This window comes from Streptomyces sp. KL116D, from assembly GCF_030766975.1.
Classification (GTDB): Bacteria; Actinomycetota; Actinomycetes; order Streptomycetales; family Streptomycetaceae; genus Streptomyces; species Streptomyces longispororuber_A.
The window spans coordinates 27,897-44,601 of sequence record NZ_JASERH010000038.1 but is presented as its reverse complement, the minus strand read 5'-3'; the positions used below and the strand labels follow the sequence as shown (position 1 = coordinate 44,601).

Annotated in this window: 19 protein-coding genes and 2 pseudogenes; 9 read left to right on the top strand and 12 right to left on the bottom strand. The window is 69.6% G+C overall.

Annotated elements, in window-relative coordinates; genetic code table 11:
* Nucleotides 1-4 precede the first annotated feature (4 nt).
* The 4 genes from RBJ77_RS15400 to RBJ77_RS15385 are packed head-to-tail and all read left to right on the top strand — an operon-like array spanning nucleotide 5 to nucleotide 1,866.
* Entirely contained in the window at nucleotides 5-310 is a 306-nt protein-coding gene (locus tag RBJ77_RS15400; RefSeq protein WP_372345541.1) for a hypothetical protein, read from the top strand.
* 36 nt (nucleotides 311-346) lie between these two features.
* Complete coding sequence (locus RBJ77_RS15395; RefSeq protein WP_372345559.1) at nucleotides 347-523, top strand: enolase C-terminal domain-like protein; 177 nt, start codon at nucleotides 347-349, stop codon at nucleotides 521-523.
* A gap of 55 nt (nucleotides 524-578) precedes the next feature.
* Nucleotides 579-977 carry an enolase C-terminal domain-like protein gene (locus RBJ77_RS15390; protein WP_372345540.1) on the top strand — a complete coding sequence of 133 codons (399 nt, stop codon included), beginning with the start codon at nucleotides 579-581 and terminating at the stop codon, nucleotides 975-977.
* A gap of 22 nt (nucleotides 978-999) precedes the next feature.
* Nucleotides 1,000-1,866, top strand: a complete 867-nt coding sequence (locus RBJ77_RS15385; RefSeq protein ID WP_372345539.1) for a hypothetical protein — start codon at nucleotides 1,000-1,002, stop codon at nucleotides 1,864-1,866.
* Between the two features lie 453 nt (nucleotides 1,867-2,319).
* Here the strand turns inward: RBJ77_RS15385 and RBJ77_RS15380 are convergent, their stop codons facing one another.
* Nucleotides 2,320-2,493 carry a hypothetical protein gene (locus RBJ77_RS15380; RefSeq protein WP_372343403.1) on the bottom strand — a complete coding sequence of 58 codons (174 nt, stop codon included), beginning with the start codon at nucleotides 2,491-2,493 and terminating at the stop codon, nucleotides 2,320-2,322.
* Between RBJ77_RS15380 and RBJ77_RS15375 the strand changes: the two genes are divergently transcribed.
* The gene (locus RBJ77_RS15375; protein WP_372345538.1) at nucleotides 2,492-2,623 is read left to right on the top strand and encodes a helix-turn-helix domain-containing protein; all 132 of its coding nucleotides are present in this window, start codon (nucleotides 2,492-2,494) and stop codon (nucleotides 2,621-2,623) included. The two genes, RBJ77_RS15380 and RBJ77_RS15375, sit on opposite strands and share 2 nt — an antisense overlap.
* 476 nt (nucleotides 2,624-3,099) lie before the next feature.
* Nucleotides 3,100-4,038, top strand: coding sequence for an MFS transporter (locus tag RBJ77_RS15370; RefSeq protein WP_372345537.1), 939 nt, complete (start codon nucleotides 3,100-3,102; stop codon nucleotides 4,036-4,038).
* Nucleotides 4,039-4,218: 180 nt separating this feature from the next.
* Here the strand turns inward: RBJ77_RS15370 and RBJ77_RS15365 are convergent, their stop codons facing one another.
* Nucleotides 4,219-4,287 carry a hypothetical protein gene (locus RBJ77_RS15365; protein WP_372345558.1) on the bottom strand — a complete coding sequence of 23 codons (69 nt, stop codon included), beginning with the start codon at nucleotides 4,285-4,287 and terminating at the stop codon, nucleotides 4,219-4,221.
* 249 nt (nucleotides 4,288-4,536) lie between these two features.
* Here RBJ77_RS15365 and RBJ77_RS15360 point away from each other — a divergent pair.
* A pseudogene (locus RBJ77_RS15360) lies at nucleotides 4,537-4,779 on the top strand (transposase); the annotation flags it as partial.
* 83 nt (nucleotides 4,780-4,862) lie between these two features.
* Here the strand turns inward: RBJ77_RS15360 and RBJ77_RS15355 are convergent.
* The 6 genes from RBJ77_RS15355 to RBJ77_RS15330 form a co-directional block, all read right to left on the bottom strand.
* A complete protein-coding gene (locus RBJ77_RS15355; RefSeq protein WP_372343414.1) occupies nucleotides 4,863-5,057 on the bottom strand; it encodes a hypothetical protein in 195 nt (64 codons plus the stop codon).
* Between the two features lie 54 nt (nucleotides 5,058-5,111).
* Complete coding sequence (locus RBJ77_RS15350) at nucleotides 5,112-5,618, bottom strand: methyltransferase domain-containing protein (RefSeq protein WP_372345557.1); 507 nt, start codon at nucleotides 5,616-5,618, stop codon at nucleotides 5,112-5,114.
* Between the two features lie 707 nt (nucleotides 5,619-6,325).
* On the bottom strand, nucleotides 6,326-6,550 hold the full coding sequence (locus RBJ77_RS15345) for a hypothetical protein (RefSeq protein WP_372345536.1): 225 nt from the start codon (nucleotides 6,548-6,550) through the stop codon (nucleotides 6,326-6,328).
* A gap of 354 nt (nucleotides 6,551-6,904) precedes the next feature.
* Entirely contained in the window at nucleotides 6,905-7,183 is a 279-nt protein-coding gene (locus RBJ77_RS15340) for a hypothetical protein (RefSeq protein ID WP_372345535.1), read from the bottom strand.
* A gap of 976 nt (nucleotides 7,184-8,159) precedes the next feature.
* Complete coding sequence (locus RBJ77_RS15335) at nucleotides 8,160-8,552, bottom strand: DUF6415 family natural product biosynthesis protein (protein ID WP_372345534.1); 393 nt, start codon at nucleotides 8,550-8,552, stop codon at nucleotides 8,160-8,162.
* A 327-nt stretch (nucleotides 8,553-8,879) separates the two neighbouring features.
* Nucleotides 8,880-9,023, bottom strand: coding sequence for a hypothetical protein (locus RBJ77_RS15330; RefSeq protein ID WP_372345533.1), 144 nt, complete (start codon nucleotides 9,021-9,023; stop codon nucleotides 8,880-8,882).
* A gap of 537 nt (nucleotides 9,024-9,560) precedes the next feature.
* On the opposite strand from RBJ77_RS15330, the gene RBJ77_RS15325 reads away from it, so the two are divergent.
* Together RBJ77_RS15325 and RBJ77_RS15320 are read left to right on the top strand one after the other, a co-directional pair.
* Nucleotides 9,561-10,445, top strand: a complete 885-nt coding sequence (locus RBJ77_RS15325) for a hypothetical protein (protein WP_372345532.1) — start codon at nucleotides 9,561-9,563, stop codon at nucleotides 10,443-10,445.
* 21 nt (nucleotides 10,446-10,466) lie between these two features.
* Nucleotides 10,467-11,208, top strand: a pseudogene (locus RBJ77_RS15320) (aminoglycoside phosphotransferase family protein).
* A 2,396-nt stretch (nucleotides 11,209-13,604) separates the two neighbouring features.
* Here the strand turns inward: RBJ77_RS15320 and RBJ77_RS15315 are convergent.
* The 4 genes from RBJ77_RS15315 to RBJ77_RS15300 form a co-directional block, all read right to left on the bottom strand.
* A complete protein-coding gene (locus tag RBJ77_RS15315) occupies nucleotides 13,605-13,778 on the bottom strand; it encodes a hypothetical protein (RefSeq protein WP_372345531.1) in 174 nt (57 codons plus the stop codon).
* Nucleotides 13,775-14,200, bottom strand: a complete 426-nt coding sequence (locus tag RBJ77_RS15310) for a hypothetical protein (RefSeq protein ID WP_372345530.1) — start codon at nucleotides 14,198-14,200, stop codon at nucleotides 13,775-13,777. The genes RBJ77_RS15315 and RBJ77_RS15310 overlap by 4 nt, the downstream gene beginning before the upstream one ends.
* Nucleotides 14,201-14,980: 780 nt before the next feature.
* Complete coding sequence (locus RBJ77_RS15305; RefSeq protein ID WP_372345529.1) at nucleotides 14,981-15,241, bottom strand: hypothetical protein; 261 nt, start codon at nucleotides 15,239-15,241, stop codon at nucleotides 14,981-14,983.
* A gap of 1 nt (nucleotide 15,242) precedes the next feature.
* Entirely contained in the window at nucleotides 15,243-16,166 is a 924-nt protein-coding gene (locus RBJ77_RS15300) for a replication-relaxation family protein (protein WP_372345528.1), read from the bottom strand.
* Nucleotides 16,167-16,705: the final 539 nt, after the last annotated feature.

Below are 16,705 nucleotides of genomic sequence, written 5' to 3'. Positions count from 1 at the left end.
TGGGGTGAGTGTGTCGCGCTGGCTCGACCCCCACTACTCGTCCGAGTACGTCGACGGCGCCGAGCACATCCTGCGCGACTACCTGGTTCCCGCCCTGATGCGGGCCGAGGAGGTGACCGCTCACCGTGTCGCCTCCCTGCTCGCCCCCGTCAAGGGACACCGGATGGCCAAGGCAGCCATGGAGATGGCCGTCCTCGACGCCGAACTGCGCGCGAGCGGCACCTCCTTCGCCACCGCGCTGATCCACCAAGGACTCGGTGGCGTGCGGGTGTCGGTCGAGCATCATGGACTCCGTCCCGCAGCTGCTTGACGTCGTCGGCTCCTACCTCGGCGCGGGGTACTCCGGATCAAGCTGAAGATCGCGCCCGGCTGGGACGTCGAGCCGGTGCGCGCGGTCCGCGAACGCTTCGGCGACGACATCCTGCTGCAAGTCGACGCCAACACCGCGTACACGCTCGCGGACGTCTCCCAGCTGCAGCGGCTCGACCCGTTCGGACTGCTGCTGACCGAGCAGCCGCTCTGAAGAGGAGGACGGCCCGCGGCCACGCCGAACTGGCCCGGCACATCACCACCCCGGTGTGCGCTGGACGAGTCGATCGTCTCGCGCGCGCTCGGCCGCCGACGCGATCGCCCTCGGCGCCTGCCGCATCGTGAACATCAAGCCCGGCCGGGTCGGCGGCTACCTGAGGCCTCGGCGTGTGCACGACGTGTGCGCGGCCCACGGCGTGCCGGTGTGGTGCGCGGCATGCTGGAGACCGGTCTCGGCCGCCGCCAACGTGGCGCTCGCCTCGCTGCCCGGGTTCACGCTGCCAGGTGACACCTCGGCATCGAACCGCTTCTACCGCACCGACATCACCGAACCCTTCGTCCTGGACTCCGGCCACCTGCCCGTGCCGACCGGCTCCCGGTCTCGGCGTCACCCCGATCCCGGAGGCCCTGGCCGAGCGACCGTGGACAAGGCCTGGCTGACGTCATAACGCCGTGAGAAGCTCTGAGCCCATGCCTGCAAAGCCCCGCGGAGTCTCGGGCCCGGTACTCGACGCTCTCGGTGACGTACTACTGCGGCCGCTGGCGGGGATGCAGTACCCGCGCCCGCTCCTTGAAGCCGTCGTCATCCACGACCCTCTGGACACTTGCGAGTTCCCCGCCCATGCCATGGTCCTCGGCGTGGGCGTGCGAGATCCGGACGACATCATCGAGCTGCTGCACGACTACGGCCGACGGGACGCGGCCGCGCTGGTGGTCCGGCAGCCGGCCGAGGCCACACCCGACGTCGTACACGCGGTGCAGGAGTCGGGTGTCAGCCTGCTCGCACTGGCCGCCGGGGCCTCGTGGAACCAGCTTGCCGCCATGCTGCGCACGCTCCTTGCCGAGGACGACATCAGCGAGGCACAACAGCAGACCCTCGACGGACTGCCGGCTGGAGACCTGTTCGCCGTCGCCAACGCGGTGTCCGCGCTTGTCGACGCGCCGGTGACCATCGAGGACAGGGCCTCGCGCGTACTCGCCTTCTCCGGCAGGCAGGACGAGGCGGACCAGTCCCGGGTGCGAACGATCCTCGGACGCCAGGTGCCCGAGCAGTTCACCCGCGGCCTGGAACGCACCGGAATCTTCGAACGGCTCTACCGCGACCCGGACCCGGTCTACATCGACCCCCGCACCCAGGGCTTCGAGGTGGACATGCCCCGGGTCGCCGTCGCCGTCCGCGCGGGCAGCGAGATCCTTGGCTCCATCTGGGCGGCCGTCCCCGGCTCACCCCGGAACGCACCCGGGCCCTCACCGACGCCGCCAAGGTCGTCGCCCTGCACATGCTCCGGCTGCGCGCGGGCGCCGACGTCGAACGCCGAGTGCGCACCGACCTTGTGAGCACCGCCCTGCAAGGAGGCACATCCGCTCCCGCAGCGATCACCCGGCTCGGGCTCCTCGACGGCCCGTAACCGTACTGGCGATGGGACTGACCCACGCCTCCCACACACCAGAGGAGGAAGACGCCGCCCGCGCGGCCGACCACCAACGCCTCACGGACGCGCTGGCCATGCACCTGACCGCGGTCCAGCCGCTCCGCGGTGGCCCTCATCGGCGACATCGCGTACGCCATCGTGCCCCTGCCCGACCGCCGAATCAACTGGGAGGAACGGGCGGTGCGCCTCGCTTCGACCTTCCTGAGAGCACCACAGATCACACCCACGCGGCGATCGGCGTCGGATCGCTCGCCGACGACAGCTCAGACATCCAACGAGCGCGCGAGGACGCGGACCGGGCACTGCGCGTACTGCTCACCGATGCCCGACGCCGCCGCGTCGCCACCATCGAGGACGTTCACACCGACGCGCTGATCTCGACCTGGCCGACCTCACGGCCGCCCGCGGAGACCGCCCCACGACCCCGCTCACCCGCCTGCTCGACTACGACGCGCAGCACCAGACCCAGCTGATGCACACCCTGCAGTCGCTGGCTCGACGCGTTCGGCGACGTGGCGACGGCGGCCGCCATGGCACACGTCCACCCGAACACCTTCCGCTACCGCCCGCGCCGTCTCGCCGAGGTGGGCGGCATCGATCTGGACGACTCCGATCAACGATTCGCGGCCATGCTGCGCCTTGAGGCTGCTCGGCCACGCTAAACAAGAGCCCTCCGCCCGACGTCGCCCGACAAGTGAGCGACTCCGGCTCCCCGCATGACGCGGCCGGGCCTTTGGTGGCCCCTGTCCAGGCCGGACGCGGACCGCTCTCCTCGTCTCGTCACCGCGGACGAAAGTTCGCCCCTCCTCTCGTGCGCCTGAACGAGTCCATGGCAAACCCCTACGCTCTACGCTCCCCACCAACCCCATACGGAGGGATCGGTCTTGAGCCCCACCAGCACACCACCCGCAACCGTCCGGCGCACCGAACACACCACACTGTGCCCTGCTCATGGGCGTCTACGTCATCGACTACATCGACCGCGTGATGATCGCGACCGCCCTGCCGCTGATCGGCGCGGAGTTCGGCCTGACGCGCACCGAACAGGGCCTGGTCGTCTCGGCGTTCGCGATCGCCTACATGCTCAGCCAGTTCCCGCCGGCCTGCTCGCCGACCGCCTGGCTCGCGCCCCCTACTGGTGGTGTCACTGGTCGCATGGTCCGTGTTCACTGCCGCGACCAGCCTCGCACCGGGCCTGGTCGCACTCCTCGTACTGCGCGCGCTGTTCGGCATCTCGCAAGCACTCTTCCCGGCCGCGTCTTCGTTCAAGGCACTCACCGAGCGAACCACCTCCGCCACGCGCAGCCGCAGCGCCGGACTCATGCTCGCCTCGAACAGCCTAGGCGCGGGCCTTGGCCCGCTGATCGTCGCACCGATCATCGTCATGGCGGACTGGCGCCACACCTTCTGGATCATCGCCGCCGCAGGACTGGTCGTCGGACTGGTGCTGTGGAGGCTGATGCCGTCCCCGCTCCCGCCCGAACTCACCGAGCCCGACACACCCGCCGTCGCCGCCGCGGCGCCGGTGGGCCGCGTCCTGCGCAACGGGCTGGTGCTGCGCTGCGCGCTCATGTTCGCGATGCTTCAACATGCTGAACTACGGAATGATCACGTGGGTTCCGTCGTACCTGGTCGAGGCCAGGGCCTCTCCATGGTGCACGCCGGGGTATCCGCCGCGATTCCTGCTCATCACGGCGGTCGCCGTGGCGATCGGCGGCCAGCTCATGTCCCGTGGCCTGGACGCGGACCTCGCGCCGACTGGTCGTCCCCGCACTCCTCGTCTCGGCGGCCCTGCTCGTCACCATGCTCCTGTCCAGCTCGACGACGGCATTCACGGTCCTCCAGTCCCTGGCCATGTTCTCCGCCGGCCTCGCCTTCATCGGCATCATCGGCATTCCGCTCCGCGTACTGTCCCGCGACGTCATCGGCACAGGCATGGAATCGTCAACACCGGCGGACAACTCGCCGGCGTACTCGCTCCGCTGGTCATGGGCTGGCTGCCGACCTGTATGGCTTCACTTCGGCTTTCGGGTTCCTGGCGGCCGCGACCCTCGCGGCCGCGTGTGCATCTCCCTGACGACACGGCCCGGTGCGGCCGTGTCGCCGCCCACTCACACTCCGCTAGACAACCCGCCGGCCCATGACCGACGTGCAGGCTATCGGTGAGCTACTGAGCCAGAACCCCTCGACCTCACGCTTCAGAGCAGGCGGCATGTCGGCCAACTCCGAGACGATCAGGCGGACCTCCCGCCCGAGTTCAGGGGCACTCGCTCCAGACCACCGCACTCCTGGTGAGCAGGGCAGCCAGCAGATCGCCCTCATACATGTCGCCTTCCGCCAGGGGATTGGCCCGAGGACCTCGACCGCCAGTGGCAGGAGATAGGCAAGGCCCACGTCCTGCCTGATCAGCAACCGCTGGACTGGTGCGGGTGGGGCTTGCTGGGTCGGCCATGCTTGTTGGGGCGAATGGTGCGACTTCTGGGGCAGGAGGCAGCTTGCGCCTGTCTCATCCCAAGGCGCCCGGATGCGTTCCGTGCTTCCGCGAGGCAGGACACACGCCTGGGCGCACGCCCTGATCGGCAGTACGTCCAGGTCATGCCTCGAACGACGTGCGTACCCGAGTGATCTGTCTGATGCCCGCTGGGAATTGATCGGGCCTGTCCTGGAGGACTGGCGCTACGAACGCCACGGCCGAGCTCTGGGCTTCGGCCGGCCTGCCGAGGTCGATCTCCGCGAGATCATGAACGCGATCTTGTATGTGGACCGCACCGGGGTGCAGTGGCGCTACCTGCCGCACGATTTCCCGAACTGGAACACGACAGCACCTCAACACTCCTGATGGTGGTGTCACGCAGACGCGGCAGGGCTACCAGTGGATGCTCTGGACTCCGTTGGCGACTGTCACCGAGGCCTTCTCCACTGGAGGGCTACCAGCAGACAGCCAGCGGTCGAGCAGCCCTCCACGGCCGCCCACAGACGGCTCGGGCCGCCCTCACGGACAATCCAGCGGCCTTCCTCCTGGTGCAGCGCGGCCCACGCGCCGGTCTCGGCGTCGACCAGGACGTCCTCGTCGTGCCGGTCGGCGCGCAACTTCATGATGCTGGGCGGTCGGCGCGGCGAACTGCATGATGAACCGGCTGGTCCAGCCGTTCAGAGCGTCCGCTCCGATGCTCGTCTCGCGCTCGCGTCCGTCGGAGAGGTCCGAGGACACCGAGCGGCGGCGGCGTGTGGGGGCGTGCCAGCATGAAGCTGACGCGTCCGCCGAGCACGGGTCCGCTGGCCGTTCCGTCCTCGTGCACGGTCAGGCGCACGAGTTCGGACGCGTTGAGCCAGCCTCCGATGGTGGTGAGGATGGTGCCGCCGGGCCGGGTCTGCTCGATCCACTCCCGGGACGGTCCGTACTGCGCAGGTGGCGATGATCCGGTCGTACGGGCCGCTCTCCGGGGCGCCCCGGAGGCCGTCGCCCGTCAGGAGCGTGGGCTGGAGGTCGAGCCGGCTGAGGGAGTTGCGGGCGCGCTGGGCGACGACTGCGTCGTACTCGATCGAGGTGACCTGATCTTCCCCAAGACGCCGCGTGAGCAGGGCCGTTGAGTAGCCGGTGCCGGTGCCGATCTCCAGGACGTTCATGTCCGGCTCTACGTGGAGGTCCTCCAGCATCCGCAGGACGAGGGAGGGCAGTGTGCTCGAGCTGGTCGGCTCCCGCATGATCTCGCCGCGCATGTCCTCGGGCTTGATCGTGCTCTGCGATCTGCGTGACGAGAGACTCGTCGAGGTAACAGGTCGGCAGCCACTCGTGGTTGCTCTCGTGGATTGCCGTCCATGCGGTGGAGTGCCGAACCGGGCACTTCGCGGAAGAACCCGCCGCGCGCAGCGAACTCGTGCCGAGTACGGCGGCCGCGGCCTGCTTCCACGCAGGCGAGCGCAGCTCCGCCGGCCGTGATGAGTGTCGATGAGGCGTTGCAGGAGCTGCTGGTGGCCGCTCACGGCTTCCTTTCGAGTAGGTCGGCAAGGGCCGCACACATGGGCAGCCCGGTCTCGTCCTCCAGCCAGTACCACTGACCGGATGGATTGCATTCCAGGAACCACCATTGCCCGTCGGCGTCCACGGCGAAGTCGAAAGCGCCGAAGAGGAGCCCTGAAGTGGTTCAGGCAGGCCTGGAGCGCTGTCTCGGTTCCGGCGGGCGTGTCACGGGGGTGCAGCTCAGTCGGCTGTAGTCGGTCCTCCAGTCCAGGAGGTCGGAGGTGATCCGCACGCAGAACGAGCGCTGCCCGATGACCGTCACGCGTACGATCCGCCGTCTTCGCAACGCACTCCTGGAACAGGTGGGCGGTGCCGGCCACACGGTCGTCGATCTCCTCGGGCGTCACCGCGGCGATCTCGACCACGCAGGAGGGACGTTGTCGATCCGGTAGACGGGGTTGTGGAGCGGCTTGTAGATGACGGTCCGGTCGCTGCCCTTGATGAACGTCCTGGCCGCATCGGGGTTCGAGGTGATGAGCGTGCGGGGCACCCGGAACCCGGCATCGACGGCGGCGGCGAGCCCGGACGGCTTGAACTCGGCGTCGCCGATGCGGTGGGGGTGGTTCACGTAACGGCAGTCGGGCAGCGAGGCGATGACACCGCCCAGGCCGGGCGCGGGCCTGGGTGATCGCGAGACCGGGCGTCCTGCTCGTCGAGGTGGGGAAAGCGAATCCGAGGGACGGCGGTAGTACAGGGAGCGAATCCCTGCCAGGTCAGCCGTCCGACGGCGTGCACAGACGGCCGCGCACGCCGTCTTGAGTGATCTCGGCCTCCACCGACAGTGATGCGGGAAATCCCCGAGTCGAACCGCACGACCGGGACACCCCGGTCGTGCAGCTCCGGTGATCGCACGTCGGCGGTGGGGTCGTTCAGGCTCGGTGACGACCACCACCGGACGCGGATCAGTGATCACTGGTCGGCATCACTGCCCGTGTCGGAGTCCTGGGTGGAGCCGTTGCCGTCCGCTGGTGCCGGTGGCCGGCGCGGTGCCCGTGCTGGTTCCGAGCCCCGGCATCTCTCCATGACGATGCCGTCCTGGTCGAGAGAACGCGGCGGTCTGCTTCCGCTCGTCGAGGACGACGTGGTCATAAGCCGGCGCCATCGCCGGTACGCCGCCATGCGGCTGGCGCCCCAGGGCGCGGGCGTGGAAGCCCCTGGGAACCGCGGGGCTCGCCGGCAGACGGTCGGAGTGTACGAACATGCTGTGCTCCTCTGTGTCGCTGATTCCAATGCGGTGGTGGGCGGGCCCGCTACAGGGTTGCAGCAGGCAAGGCTCCACGAGCCTCGCCCGGCGTCGGTCGCCTGTCGCTGAGTGCGTGTGGCCGACCGACGCGTGCAGCCTCGGCGCGGAGACCTGAGACCCCGCGCCGAGTGTTGGTACCTGCCCGATGACCCGCTGACGCACGACAGCCGGGCCACCGGGCAGGAGCTATGGGGCGGCCTCGGCCAGCTCTCGCATCAGCTGTTCGACGTCGAGGACTCGGTACGCCTTGAGACGGCGAACCATCTGGGAGGCGAGGAACGTGGGCATGTGGCGGTGCCCATAGGGCAGGGGCGCGCGCAGCTGCAGCACCGCCGCCGCGCGATCCCCTCGCGGGTGTAGAGAGTCCCTTGCACTCCGTACAGAGCTCTGGGCCAGGAAGACCATCGACGCGCTCAAGGTGCGGGCACCATCTGGCGGACACCCGGATGTGCTTTCGGCAGACCGGCGGTTGGGCGGTGATGACGGGCTCGGTGGGGTCGTAGTCGTGGGGCCCGGCCAGGAAGATGTACCCGAGCGGTGTGCGAGCCGGTTCCGCGCAGACCTGGCAGCGCATCGTCTCCATGCAGTACCGCTGGCGGAAGGGGTGCATCAGGCGCCACTGCGGTCGCCCTGTCGGCCGGCCGTGCCGGTCATGCGGGTTGAAGCTGCACCGTCCCCACAGCACGCCCCGAGATGTCGCGGTCCACCGGCTCTCGTCTCCGTAGTACAGACGGGACCCTGACCGGTGGGAGGCGATGAAGAGGTTGTTCGGAGCGGCCTCTTCACCCTCCCGGTTCGTGATGAACGGGATCAGCGCCGGTTCTGTGACGGTGCGCACGGGGCGAGGCATCTTCCTCGCTTGACCGGTCTGGTGGTTGGCAGGTGCGGGCCTGGTCACGACACCTCCGTGAGGTACTGATGCGTGACCATCAGCTCAAGCAGTTCGCTGACCGTCCACGCCATCGTGCAAAGATGCCCGACGGCCTTGCGGTGGACGCCGAGGGAGCACCTCGGCCCGCTGTGTCCGGCCGCGGTCGACGAGCCGGGCGACGGCCTCGTCCCGCTCGTGGAGCCGTGTCGTGACGGCGCGGTTCGACAGCCGCATGTGGTGCCCGCGAAGACGCTGGGCCAGGTCGTCGACCTGGTCCTCGCCGGGCATGTAGTCATCGAGGACGGCGGCGAGGTCGTCGAGGACCTGCCCCTCGACGTACGGCGCCCACCGCCGGATCTTCTGCGCGATCCAGGCGAGACGGGTGGCGCCGAACAGCGGGGCGGCGGCCCGCACAGGGTGCGTCCAGCCAGAGGCAAGCGTGGCCGGCGTAGTCATCCAGTCGCCTCGCTCGTCGGGCGCAGGATGGAGACCCACACGTCCTTCCGCCAGCCGTGGACGAGCAACCGAACCCGTCGCTGACCTCCTCGCGGAGAGCGAGCCCGCGGCCGTTCTCGTCGGTGTCGAGGGCGTTGACGGACGCTGGATGGCGCGGGTCGGGGTCGCGCACGCTGGGAAGACGCCGTCGGGGGTGCGCGAGAGGAGGAACTTCACGGGGACGCAGTCCGCGCCCTCCGGCCGGGCGTGCTGCCACGCGTTCGCCAAAAGCTCGGACGTCGCCAGGACCACCCGGAACTCCAGGTCGGATCGCAGACCCCACAGCGCTCAGACACGCGGCGACAGGCTGCGCGGCGCGACGATCTCAGCCGTCAGCTGACGTCGACCTCGCAGGTTCCCGAACGCACCCGGAGCCACCAATGCGCTCGTGCCCTCCACGGCGATCGGTTGCGCCTGCGCCAGGTCTGCCATTACGGGGACTCCTCGTTCGACGAAATCTCTCCACCAGGCACCGACCGCGGTGTGTACTGCGGTGCCGTTCAGCAACCATTGAGTCAGGCCGACAGGAGCGACTGCAGACCCTGACTCGGAAACCTCGATCTTCCGTTTCGCGAGCGAGGAACAGCCCATGCCCAGACCAGAGAAGAAGCTGACCCCGGACGCATCACCGCGGGACTGGTTCGGCCACGAGCTGCGCACCTGGCGCAGAAGCGCGGCCCGCTCAAGCCCTCCGAACTGGGTGGGTTGGTGCAGGTCAGCGGCTCCCTCATCGAGAAGATCGAGAAGGGGACGGCCACCTGCTCGCAGGACCTGGCGGAGCGGCTGGACGACGCTCTCGAGACCGGCGGGGTCTTCGCCCGCGCGTGGGAATGGTCTTCGGGAGCAGAAAACTCCCGTGTTGAAACGGAAAGTGCACCCCCGGCAGGGCGGAGGCGTCGGTTCAGGTCCACCGCGGCCAGCATCCTGGTTGGAGGTAGTCCATTACCTCCGAGTGGGAGTTCTGCCTCCGTGGACCGTCGCGCCTTCCTCGTCACGAGCGGCCTCGCCGCCCTCGCCCCTACCGACCTTGTTCGCCTCGTCGCACCGACCGCACCCCAGGAGATCCCGTCACAGATCCGCCCCCGCGAGATCGCCCAGTTGAAGGCACTCGCCGACGTCATCCACCGCCAGGACAATGAACACGGCGGCGGCGGAGTCGTACGAGAGCTCGCCCGCGGCGCGATCACGTGGGGTGCCTCACTGCTGCCCGTGCCCTGCCCCGAGCCCCTGCGCCCGGAACTCCTCGCCTCCGTGGCCCGGTTGGGGATCGTCGTCGGAGCCAGCCAATTCGACGCGTACGCCCACGACGACGCCCGCGTCAGCTTCCGTCTCGCCGCCGAATGCGCGGAAGAGGCCGGGGAATGGCACCTGCGCGCCAAGACGTACAGCTTCATGGCCCGGCATGAGATCTGGGTAGGCGACCCCGACACCGGGCTCACACACGCGGAAAAGGGGCTGGTGCGCTCCGACCGGCTGACAGCAACCGAGCGGGCCATGCTGCACACCGCCCGCGCCAGGGCCTTCGGCAAGATGCGCAACGTCACCGAGACGCTGCGCGCGGTCGGCGAGGCCGACGCCGCGTTCGAGCAGTCCGACCCGTCGAAGGACCCGCCCTGGATGGCGTACTACGACCACGCCCAGCATCACGGCGACACCGCGCACGCCCTGTTCGATCTGGCCGTCCACGCCGAGCAGGATCCGGGGCAGGCGGCCCGCCGGTTCGAGATCGCGGTGCAGGAGCACGGGGACCAGTTCGCCCGCTCCCGCGCGATCTCCGGCACGAAACTCGCCTCCCTCGCCATGGCCAGAGGCGACGACCCCAGCATGCGGTCGTGCTCGGCCACCGGGCCCTGAACGACGTCGGGAACTGACGTCGTGCCGGGCCGCCGACGACCTGCGCGAGCTGTCCCGCTACACGGCCCGGTACCGGAAGCTCCCCGAAGCCGAGCACCTGCGCGAGCGCATCGCGGCTACCGTGCAGCCGTGACCGTCTCCACCACGCCCACCCATGCCGTGCTTCAGGCCGCATGCCTCGCCGCCGGCCTCGATGCCACCGGCGCAAAGCCGATACGGATCGCCGAGAACGCGCTGTGGCGTCTGCGTGGCGGTGTGGTGCTGCGCATCGCCCGCCCCGGCCAGCTCGTTGCCGCGACCCGCGAAGTACAGGTGGCCCGCTGGCTCGCCGCCCAGGGCGTGCCCGCCGTCCGCGCCCTCGAGCTGCCGCAGCCGGTGGCGATCAGCGGACACCCGGTGACGTTCTGGCACGAGCTGCCACCACACAAGATCGGGACCGTCGCCGATGTCGTGGCGGTCCTCAAGCAGCTGCACGCCCTGCCCAAGCCCGAGCTGCCGCTCGGGCACCTGGACCCGTTCGTACGGGCCGCCGAGCGGATCGACACCGCGGCTACCCTCGCCGACGATGACCGGCAATGGCTGCGGGAACGGCTCGAAGACCTCAAGGCGCAGTGGGCGTCACGGCCTGCGGCTGCCCGAGTGCGTCGTCCATGGGGACGCCTGGGTCGGCAACATCGCACGTACCGCGGCCGGCCCGATCCTCCTGGACTTTGAGCGCGCCTCGTTCGGCCCGCCGGAGTGGACCTCGTGTCGACGGCGGTGAAGCTGACCACGACCGGCGCGGTCTTGGCCGCCGAGTACGCCGCGTTCTGTACCGCCTACGGCACGGACGTCACCGAATGGGCCGGTATGGACTCTCGCCGGGGCCCGCGAGTTGCGGATGACGACGTATGCCGCGCAGCACGCCGCCACCCGCCCACAGTGGCGGCGCGAAGCCCAGTACCGCGCCGACTGCCTGCGCGGCCGCGCAGGAGCACCACCCTGGCGGTGGAAAGGAATCATGTAGCGGCGGCCGTGCCGCCTCGGCCGCCCCCGGGACACGCGGCGGCACCTCCTGAACAGGGGCCTTCTCCGCATCCCTGGTAGGGCGCACGTACCACTCACGAGGGATCCGCACCTCCCGATGCCTCCCTGCGCGAGATGGCTGTCGCGGCCCCGCAGAAGGCGTCGCGCACTAGCGACTCGTCCACCAAGCGGCCCCAGTACCGCCGGCCGTGGTGATCAGCGTGTGATGAACCAGATGGGAGCCCGCTGCACGATCACATGCACTCACAGCGGAGTTCGAACTGTGGACGCTGCTCGCGTGTATCAACTCGACGGCTCATGCCTCCTGTTATAGATAACCTTCCGAATAGCCGCAATACGGATAGTTCGGTCTGCTGGTCCTCGATCATGCGGACGCGGACGAACCCGAGTCCTCCGAGGTGCCGTTCTGGACGCGGGACCCGCGAGTTCGGCTACAAGTCCCCTTCGGACAAAGCGAACCGGCGGCCTTTGCCACGGCCCGCAGGCAGTCGAGGACGGGGCCGTCTTCCGCAGCCCGATGTCCTCCCGCCAAGGGCTGCCAGCGGTTGGTGCCGTGATGTTCGCTGGAGTCCCCCGCCCAGACCGAGCAGGGATCATCACGTCCTCCAACCTCATGGCGTCCATCCGGGCAGCCACCTCAGCGACCGCCCGATGTCCTCCGGTACGGTGCCCGTGCGCACTGTCTCTCGACACCTCCGTGCAGCGCGGTCGAGGTAGCACAGGGTCAGCTCACGGCGGAGCCGACGGACGCCGTAGGCACTGCTGTAGATCAGGCAGCGCTTGCCACGGAGCGCCGCGGTGAGGTCCGCCAGGATGTCCGCGAATGCAGGGGCCCCGGCAAGGGCCGCGGCCGTGATCCCGTGAATGTCCGCCGCGTCCTCTGGCACAGCAACCCCGCGGGTCAAGCGGTGTGTCGAGGACTGACTTCGCCGCGCGAGGTCACATCGCCGGCTCCACGATGCGATGCATCGTCACCGTTCTCATCCCTGAAGGTACTGCCCGAGGGACAGGTCCGTCCTGCCCCGCTCCGGCCGCCTTCGCGATCAGTCCTTCCGCAGCTGCGAGACACACGGAGTGCCGCCACCGCCGGAAGCGGTTGTGCACGGTGGCCCACGCGCCGAACTCGTTCGACCTCCCGCCACTGTGCTCGAGCGGAACCTCCAGATCACCCTCAGCCTGCTGCCGCAGTCGCATGAGATACGGCCCGCACTCGCCGGACGGCAGGTACGGACCGATGAACTCCGCTCCTGGTCCGTCCGTTGCGTCCGCGTCGTGCACTACGGACCACCGGACCCGCCCTCTCCACGAGGGCGCAACCCGCAGATTGATCACGACCCAATACAGGACCCAGAACCCGAGTAGGAAGCGGCAGAGCTCGCGGTCACGCGATCAGCGGGGGCAGATGTACGTCGACGGTGTCGTGACCCAGTCGTTGGTCTCGCTGCCGCCGTTCTCCCACGACACGAGGACCTGCGCGACGGACGAGCTTGCGTGCTTCGACGAACCGCACGACGTGCCGATGTCGGTGCGCGCGACATCCTGCCCGGACTCATAGACGGGATACGGGGCCTCCTGCCGGAGGTCTCCCAGGCACCGTTCACGTGAGTACTCCAGCCGCACCCCGGCGACCACATGACCTTGTAGACGGTACCGCCGGCGGTGTCCAGGTCACCCGGCCGTGCGCGTTGAAGACGCCGGTGGATGGCATCTCGACGTTGTGGCGCAGCGGACGACCGCCTCGCCCACGCAGCTGTGCGCGATCTGGGTGGCCGACGCCGGCGCGGCAGTCAGCGCGGTCGTCCACGAGCGCGGTGCCGACGGCGGCCAGTCAGGCCGCTCTCATGAGCTTTCCGTACCTTCTTGCGTGGCAAACGAAGGCCGCCGGACGCCGTCGGCGGAAGATTGCAGCATCCCGCAGCCGCCGGCGGTTGCGGGCACATCAGGCGGGGGTCCGGCTCCGCGCGCGCGGAGCCGGACCCCGCCACGAAGCGGGTCGCGTCGAGCGGTCGGGATCACGGCGACCTCCGTCCGCACCGATGCGCACGCTCAGTTCGAGCCGGCGGGCGATCTGCTCGTCCGACGAGCGAGATGCGCAGGAGCGCGAAGCGACGCGGCGCTGGCGCTCGGTCGGCGTCAGGCGGCGGCTCCTCGGCGGCGCGCGGCGCACGTCGTCGACCCGCGCCGCGCCACGTCCCAGTAGCGGCGCGCGGCGGCCACGCACGCGGCGTCCCGCACCACGATGACAGTCCTCTGTGGAACGCGACCACGGGCCTCGAGGAGCACCGCCACCGCGCCGACGATCTTCATCTGCAACGGCCCGTAGCCGAAGAAGTAGCTACCTGCGGATCCTCGCCGGACAGTACGAGCCGCACCTCCGGGCTCAGCGCATCGCGGTGCCACACACTGACCATCTGAAGACCGGCGTCCATCGCGAACGTATTGTTCGGCAGGCTCACGGCGAGTTGCTCCACGCAACCGCTGACGTTGACGGAATCCAGGGTGCGCCAGTGCGGAACCTCACGGCTGAGGTTCCGGTTGATCTCCTCGCCGCCCCGTCCCAGGACCCGTGCCGCGACCGGCCGCCCGCACTCCATCGCCCGGACCACCCGCAGCCGCTCGGCCTCCAGACACGTCATCGCCTCCGTCACCCGCAACCGCGCCGGGCCGGATCTCCGCACAGAATCGGCGAACATCGAGAAGTCCTGCTCGGGCAGCGCGCGCTGGTCCACCCTGCTCCCTCCGCTACACCCCGGCCGATGGAGAAACAGCCGTCCACCAGCCCGGAATGCTAACGCCCCACGCGCGGATCCACACCCAAACCACCCCCCTCTCATCGCCACCAGGGCCGGGCCCCACCGCCGTCGCCGTCGATGCTGTCCCGCCCCGGCCAAGGCACAACAGGCGACCGCCTCCCGGACAGACTCGCCCTCCCCAGGACCTGGACCACGCGGCGAAACTCGCCGCCCTCGCCCTGCGCGAAGGCTCCTGGCTACCAGCGCTGCCCGCCCTCCTCCAGGCCGAACCCGCAGCTCTCGCCGTCGTCTGCGAACGGATACCGCCGGTCGCAGAGGCTGCCACGACGGCAGCTAAGAACCTCTGAATGGCAGGCCCGTGACGCCGCACGACAGCCCTGCAGCCCTGCAGCCCTGCAGCCCTGCAGCCCTGCAGCCCTGCAGCCACCATGCCCGCCAGAACGGCGTCCTACCGAGTGAGCACACCCGGCTCCGATCCCCTCCCGCGCACGCCTGTGGACCTGCCGCCTGCTCTATCCCTGTTCTTTCCTTTCCTGTCTGTCTGCCGGGCCGGAGGGTGCGTGGGAGGGGTTGTCGGCACACCCGGTACACCCCCAGCAGGTGCCCTGAGCTGCGCCTTCGCCATGCCCGGCACACAGAGGTGCGGTAGGGCATACGGCACCACTCACGGACCCACCCCGACGCCACACCCGCCGACCACCCACACGCCCGTGGGGCGGCCTGACAGCCCCTCACCGGCACACGCTGCAGCCAACGTCAGGCTTCGGCTTCGGCTTCGGCTTCTGGGCGGAACCCCTCCGAGTCCGGGCAATCCGCCAGGAACATCGGCAGATGCTGCGGCATGAACGCATCGGGGCAACCAACAACACTGCCCATGAACCGAGTTGAGACACGCCCGGCAGCCACGGAAGCAGCACCACTGATACCGTCCGGATGCGGCGGCACCACGGCCCGCTGCAGCCGGGCACACACCCCCGTCCACAGCCGGCAGCAGACGACGGCGCCCTGCGGGTCCACGTCACCGATCAAGCGCAGCGACAGGCCATCCCAACGCCTGGCCAAGAGACCGCGGGCTGCCGCCCCGCGCCGCATTCCACCACGTCTCACCCCACGGGCCACGCTCCCCCAGCCGGGCCAGCGTCGTCCCGATCACCGGAAACGACGTACCCAGCCCCCCGACCAGGTTCATCACGACACCAGCCCGGGCCAGCACACTCCTCTCACTGCGACCGGACAGCACCAGCGCAACCACCGGCCCCACCCCCTCCGGCGCAGGCCAGCGGCTGCGCCACCACTCCTGCCCCTGCCGGTCACGGCGCTCAAAGAACAGCTGGTAGCGGCGGATCTTGTCCACCACGCGCTCGGGAACCATCGTGGAGCGGTCGACCTCCACGCACAGCAGCGGGAGTCGATGCTCGGGAGCGGTCAGGACCAGGTCGGCCTGCACCGAACCACGGCCGGGACGGGCCTCGGTGCCGGTGACCGGCAGGCCGACCTCCGTACTCATCGCCTCCAACACCCCCAACCCCGCCGGCCGGGCCTCGACCACCGCCCGCTCCACCCGCCCCAGCCGCTCCAGATCAGGCCCCACCGGGCGCGGCTGCAGGAGAGCCAGCGCGGTGGCATTCACGTCCATGGCGTGCGCGGCACCGTGAGTGGCCGCACCGCGGGCGATCGACCCCATCTCCCCCAGCGGCCGCTGCAACACCTGGGCGGCCGCTTCCAGGCCGGCCGCCGTCAGTCCCCACAGCTTGTGCCGCCCACGGCTCACCCCCTCGGACACCACCAGCCCGCGATGCGTCAGGTCCAGGCAGGCATTGCGATGCGCCTTCGTCCGGCGGCCACCGTGCGGCACCGGATACCGCACCGACAGATGCGGACGCGTCAACGCCTGCACCTGCTCCGCCGACGCCACCTTCAACACACCCAAAACCCGCAACACATCCCCACGCAACGCACCCGTCGACCCATACGGCCACAACACACTCTTCCCCACCACCCACCACCCCCCTCAACACCAACCCGCCCCAACAGCAGTCTGTCACCGACCAGCCCACCAAAGCCTTCGAACCAGCACACAGACCCGGCCACGGCACACCACCGACGGAAACAACAACTCCACAACAGACCACAACAGTTGCGTAGGCACGCGCGCAGCAGACGGGACCGAGGGGTGCGCAGCAGACCGGGTCGAGGAGTGCTCAGCGACGTTGCGCAGTGCAGTGCGCAGCGGGCAGGTCGGGGCATGCGCAGCAAAGTTGCGCATCCCTCGCCCGAGCTACTGCGCACCGGGCGCCTGCCGCAGCACCACCACCTCCCGCACCGCCCGAGCCCGATGCAAAAGCCCCCTCACCCCGAACCCCGCAGCGCCCGGTACGCGTTTGCCCCAGGGCCCGAAAACGCGCACCGGCAGGGCGTACCAGCTAGGTCACCGCCCCGCCAGAGACGTGCGCGTCCACCCGCGCCCATGGTCAGCGCCCG

What these genes read in the sequence shown, in the direction of transcription:
- RBJ77_RS15385 (WP_372345539.1), top strand. Translation starts at nt 1,000, where the DNA reads ATGCCTGCAAAGCCCCGCGGAGTCTCGGGCCCGGTACTCGACGCTCTC.
- RBJ77_RS15375 (WP_372345538.1), top strand. Translation starts at nt 2,492, where the DNA reads ATGGCACACGTCCACCCGAACACCTTCCGCTACCGCCCGCGCCGTCTC.
- RBJ77_RS15380 (WP_372343403.1), bottom strand. Translation starts at nt 2,493, where the DNA reads ATGGCGGCCGCCGTCGCCACGTCGCCGAACGCGTCGAGCCAGCGACTG.
- RBJ77_RS15355 (WP_372343414.1), bottom strand. Translation starts at nt 5,057, where the DNA reads ATGAAGTTGCGCGCCGACCGGCACGACGAGGACGTCCTGGTCGACGCC.
- RBJ77_RS15350 (WP_372345557.1), bottom strand. Translation starts at nt 5,618, where the DNA reads ATGCTGGAGGACCTCCACGTAGAGCCGGACATGAACGTCCTGGAGATC.
- RBJ77_RS15340 (WP_372345535.1), bottom strand. Translation starts at nt 7,183, where the DNA reads ATGTTCGTACACTCCGACCGTCTGCCGGCGAGCCCCGCGGTTCCCAGG.
- RBJ77_RS15335 (WP_372345534.1), bottom strand. Translation starts at nt 8,552, where the DNA reads ATGACTACGCCGGCCACGCTTGCCTCTGGCTGGACGCACCCTGTGCGG.
- RBJ77_RS15330 (WP_372345533.1), bottom strand. Translation starts at nt 9,023, where the DNA reads ATGGCAGACCTGGCGCAGGCGCAACCGATCGCCGTGGAGGGCACGAGC.
- RBJ77_RS15315 (WP_372345531.1), bottom strand. Translation starts at nt 13,778, where the DNA reads ATGAAGATCGTCGGCGCGGTGGCGGTGCTCCTCGAGGCCCGTGGTCGC.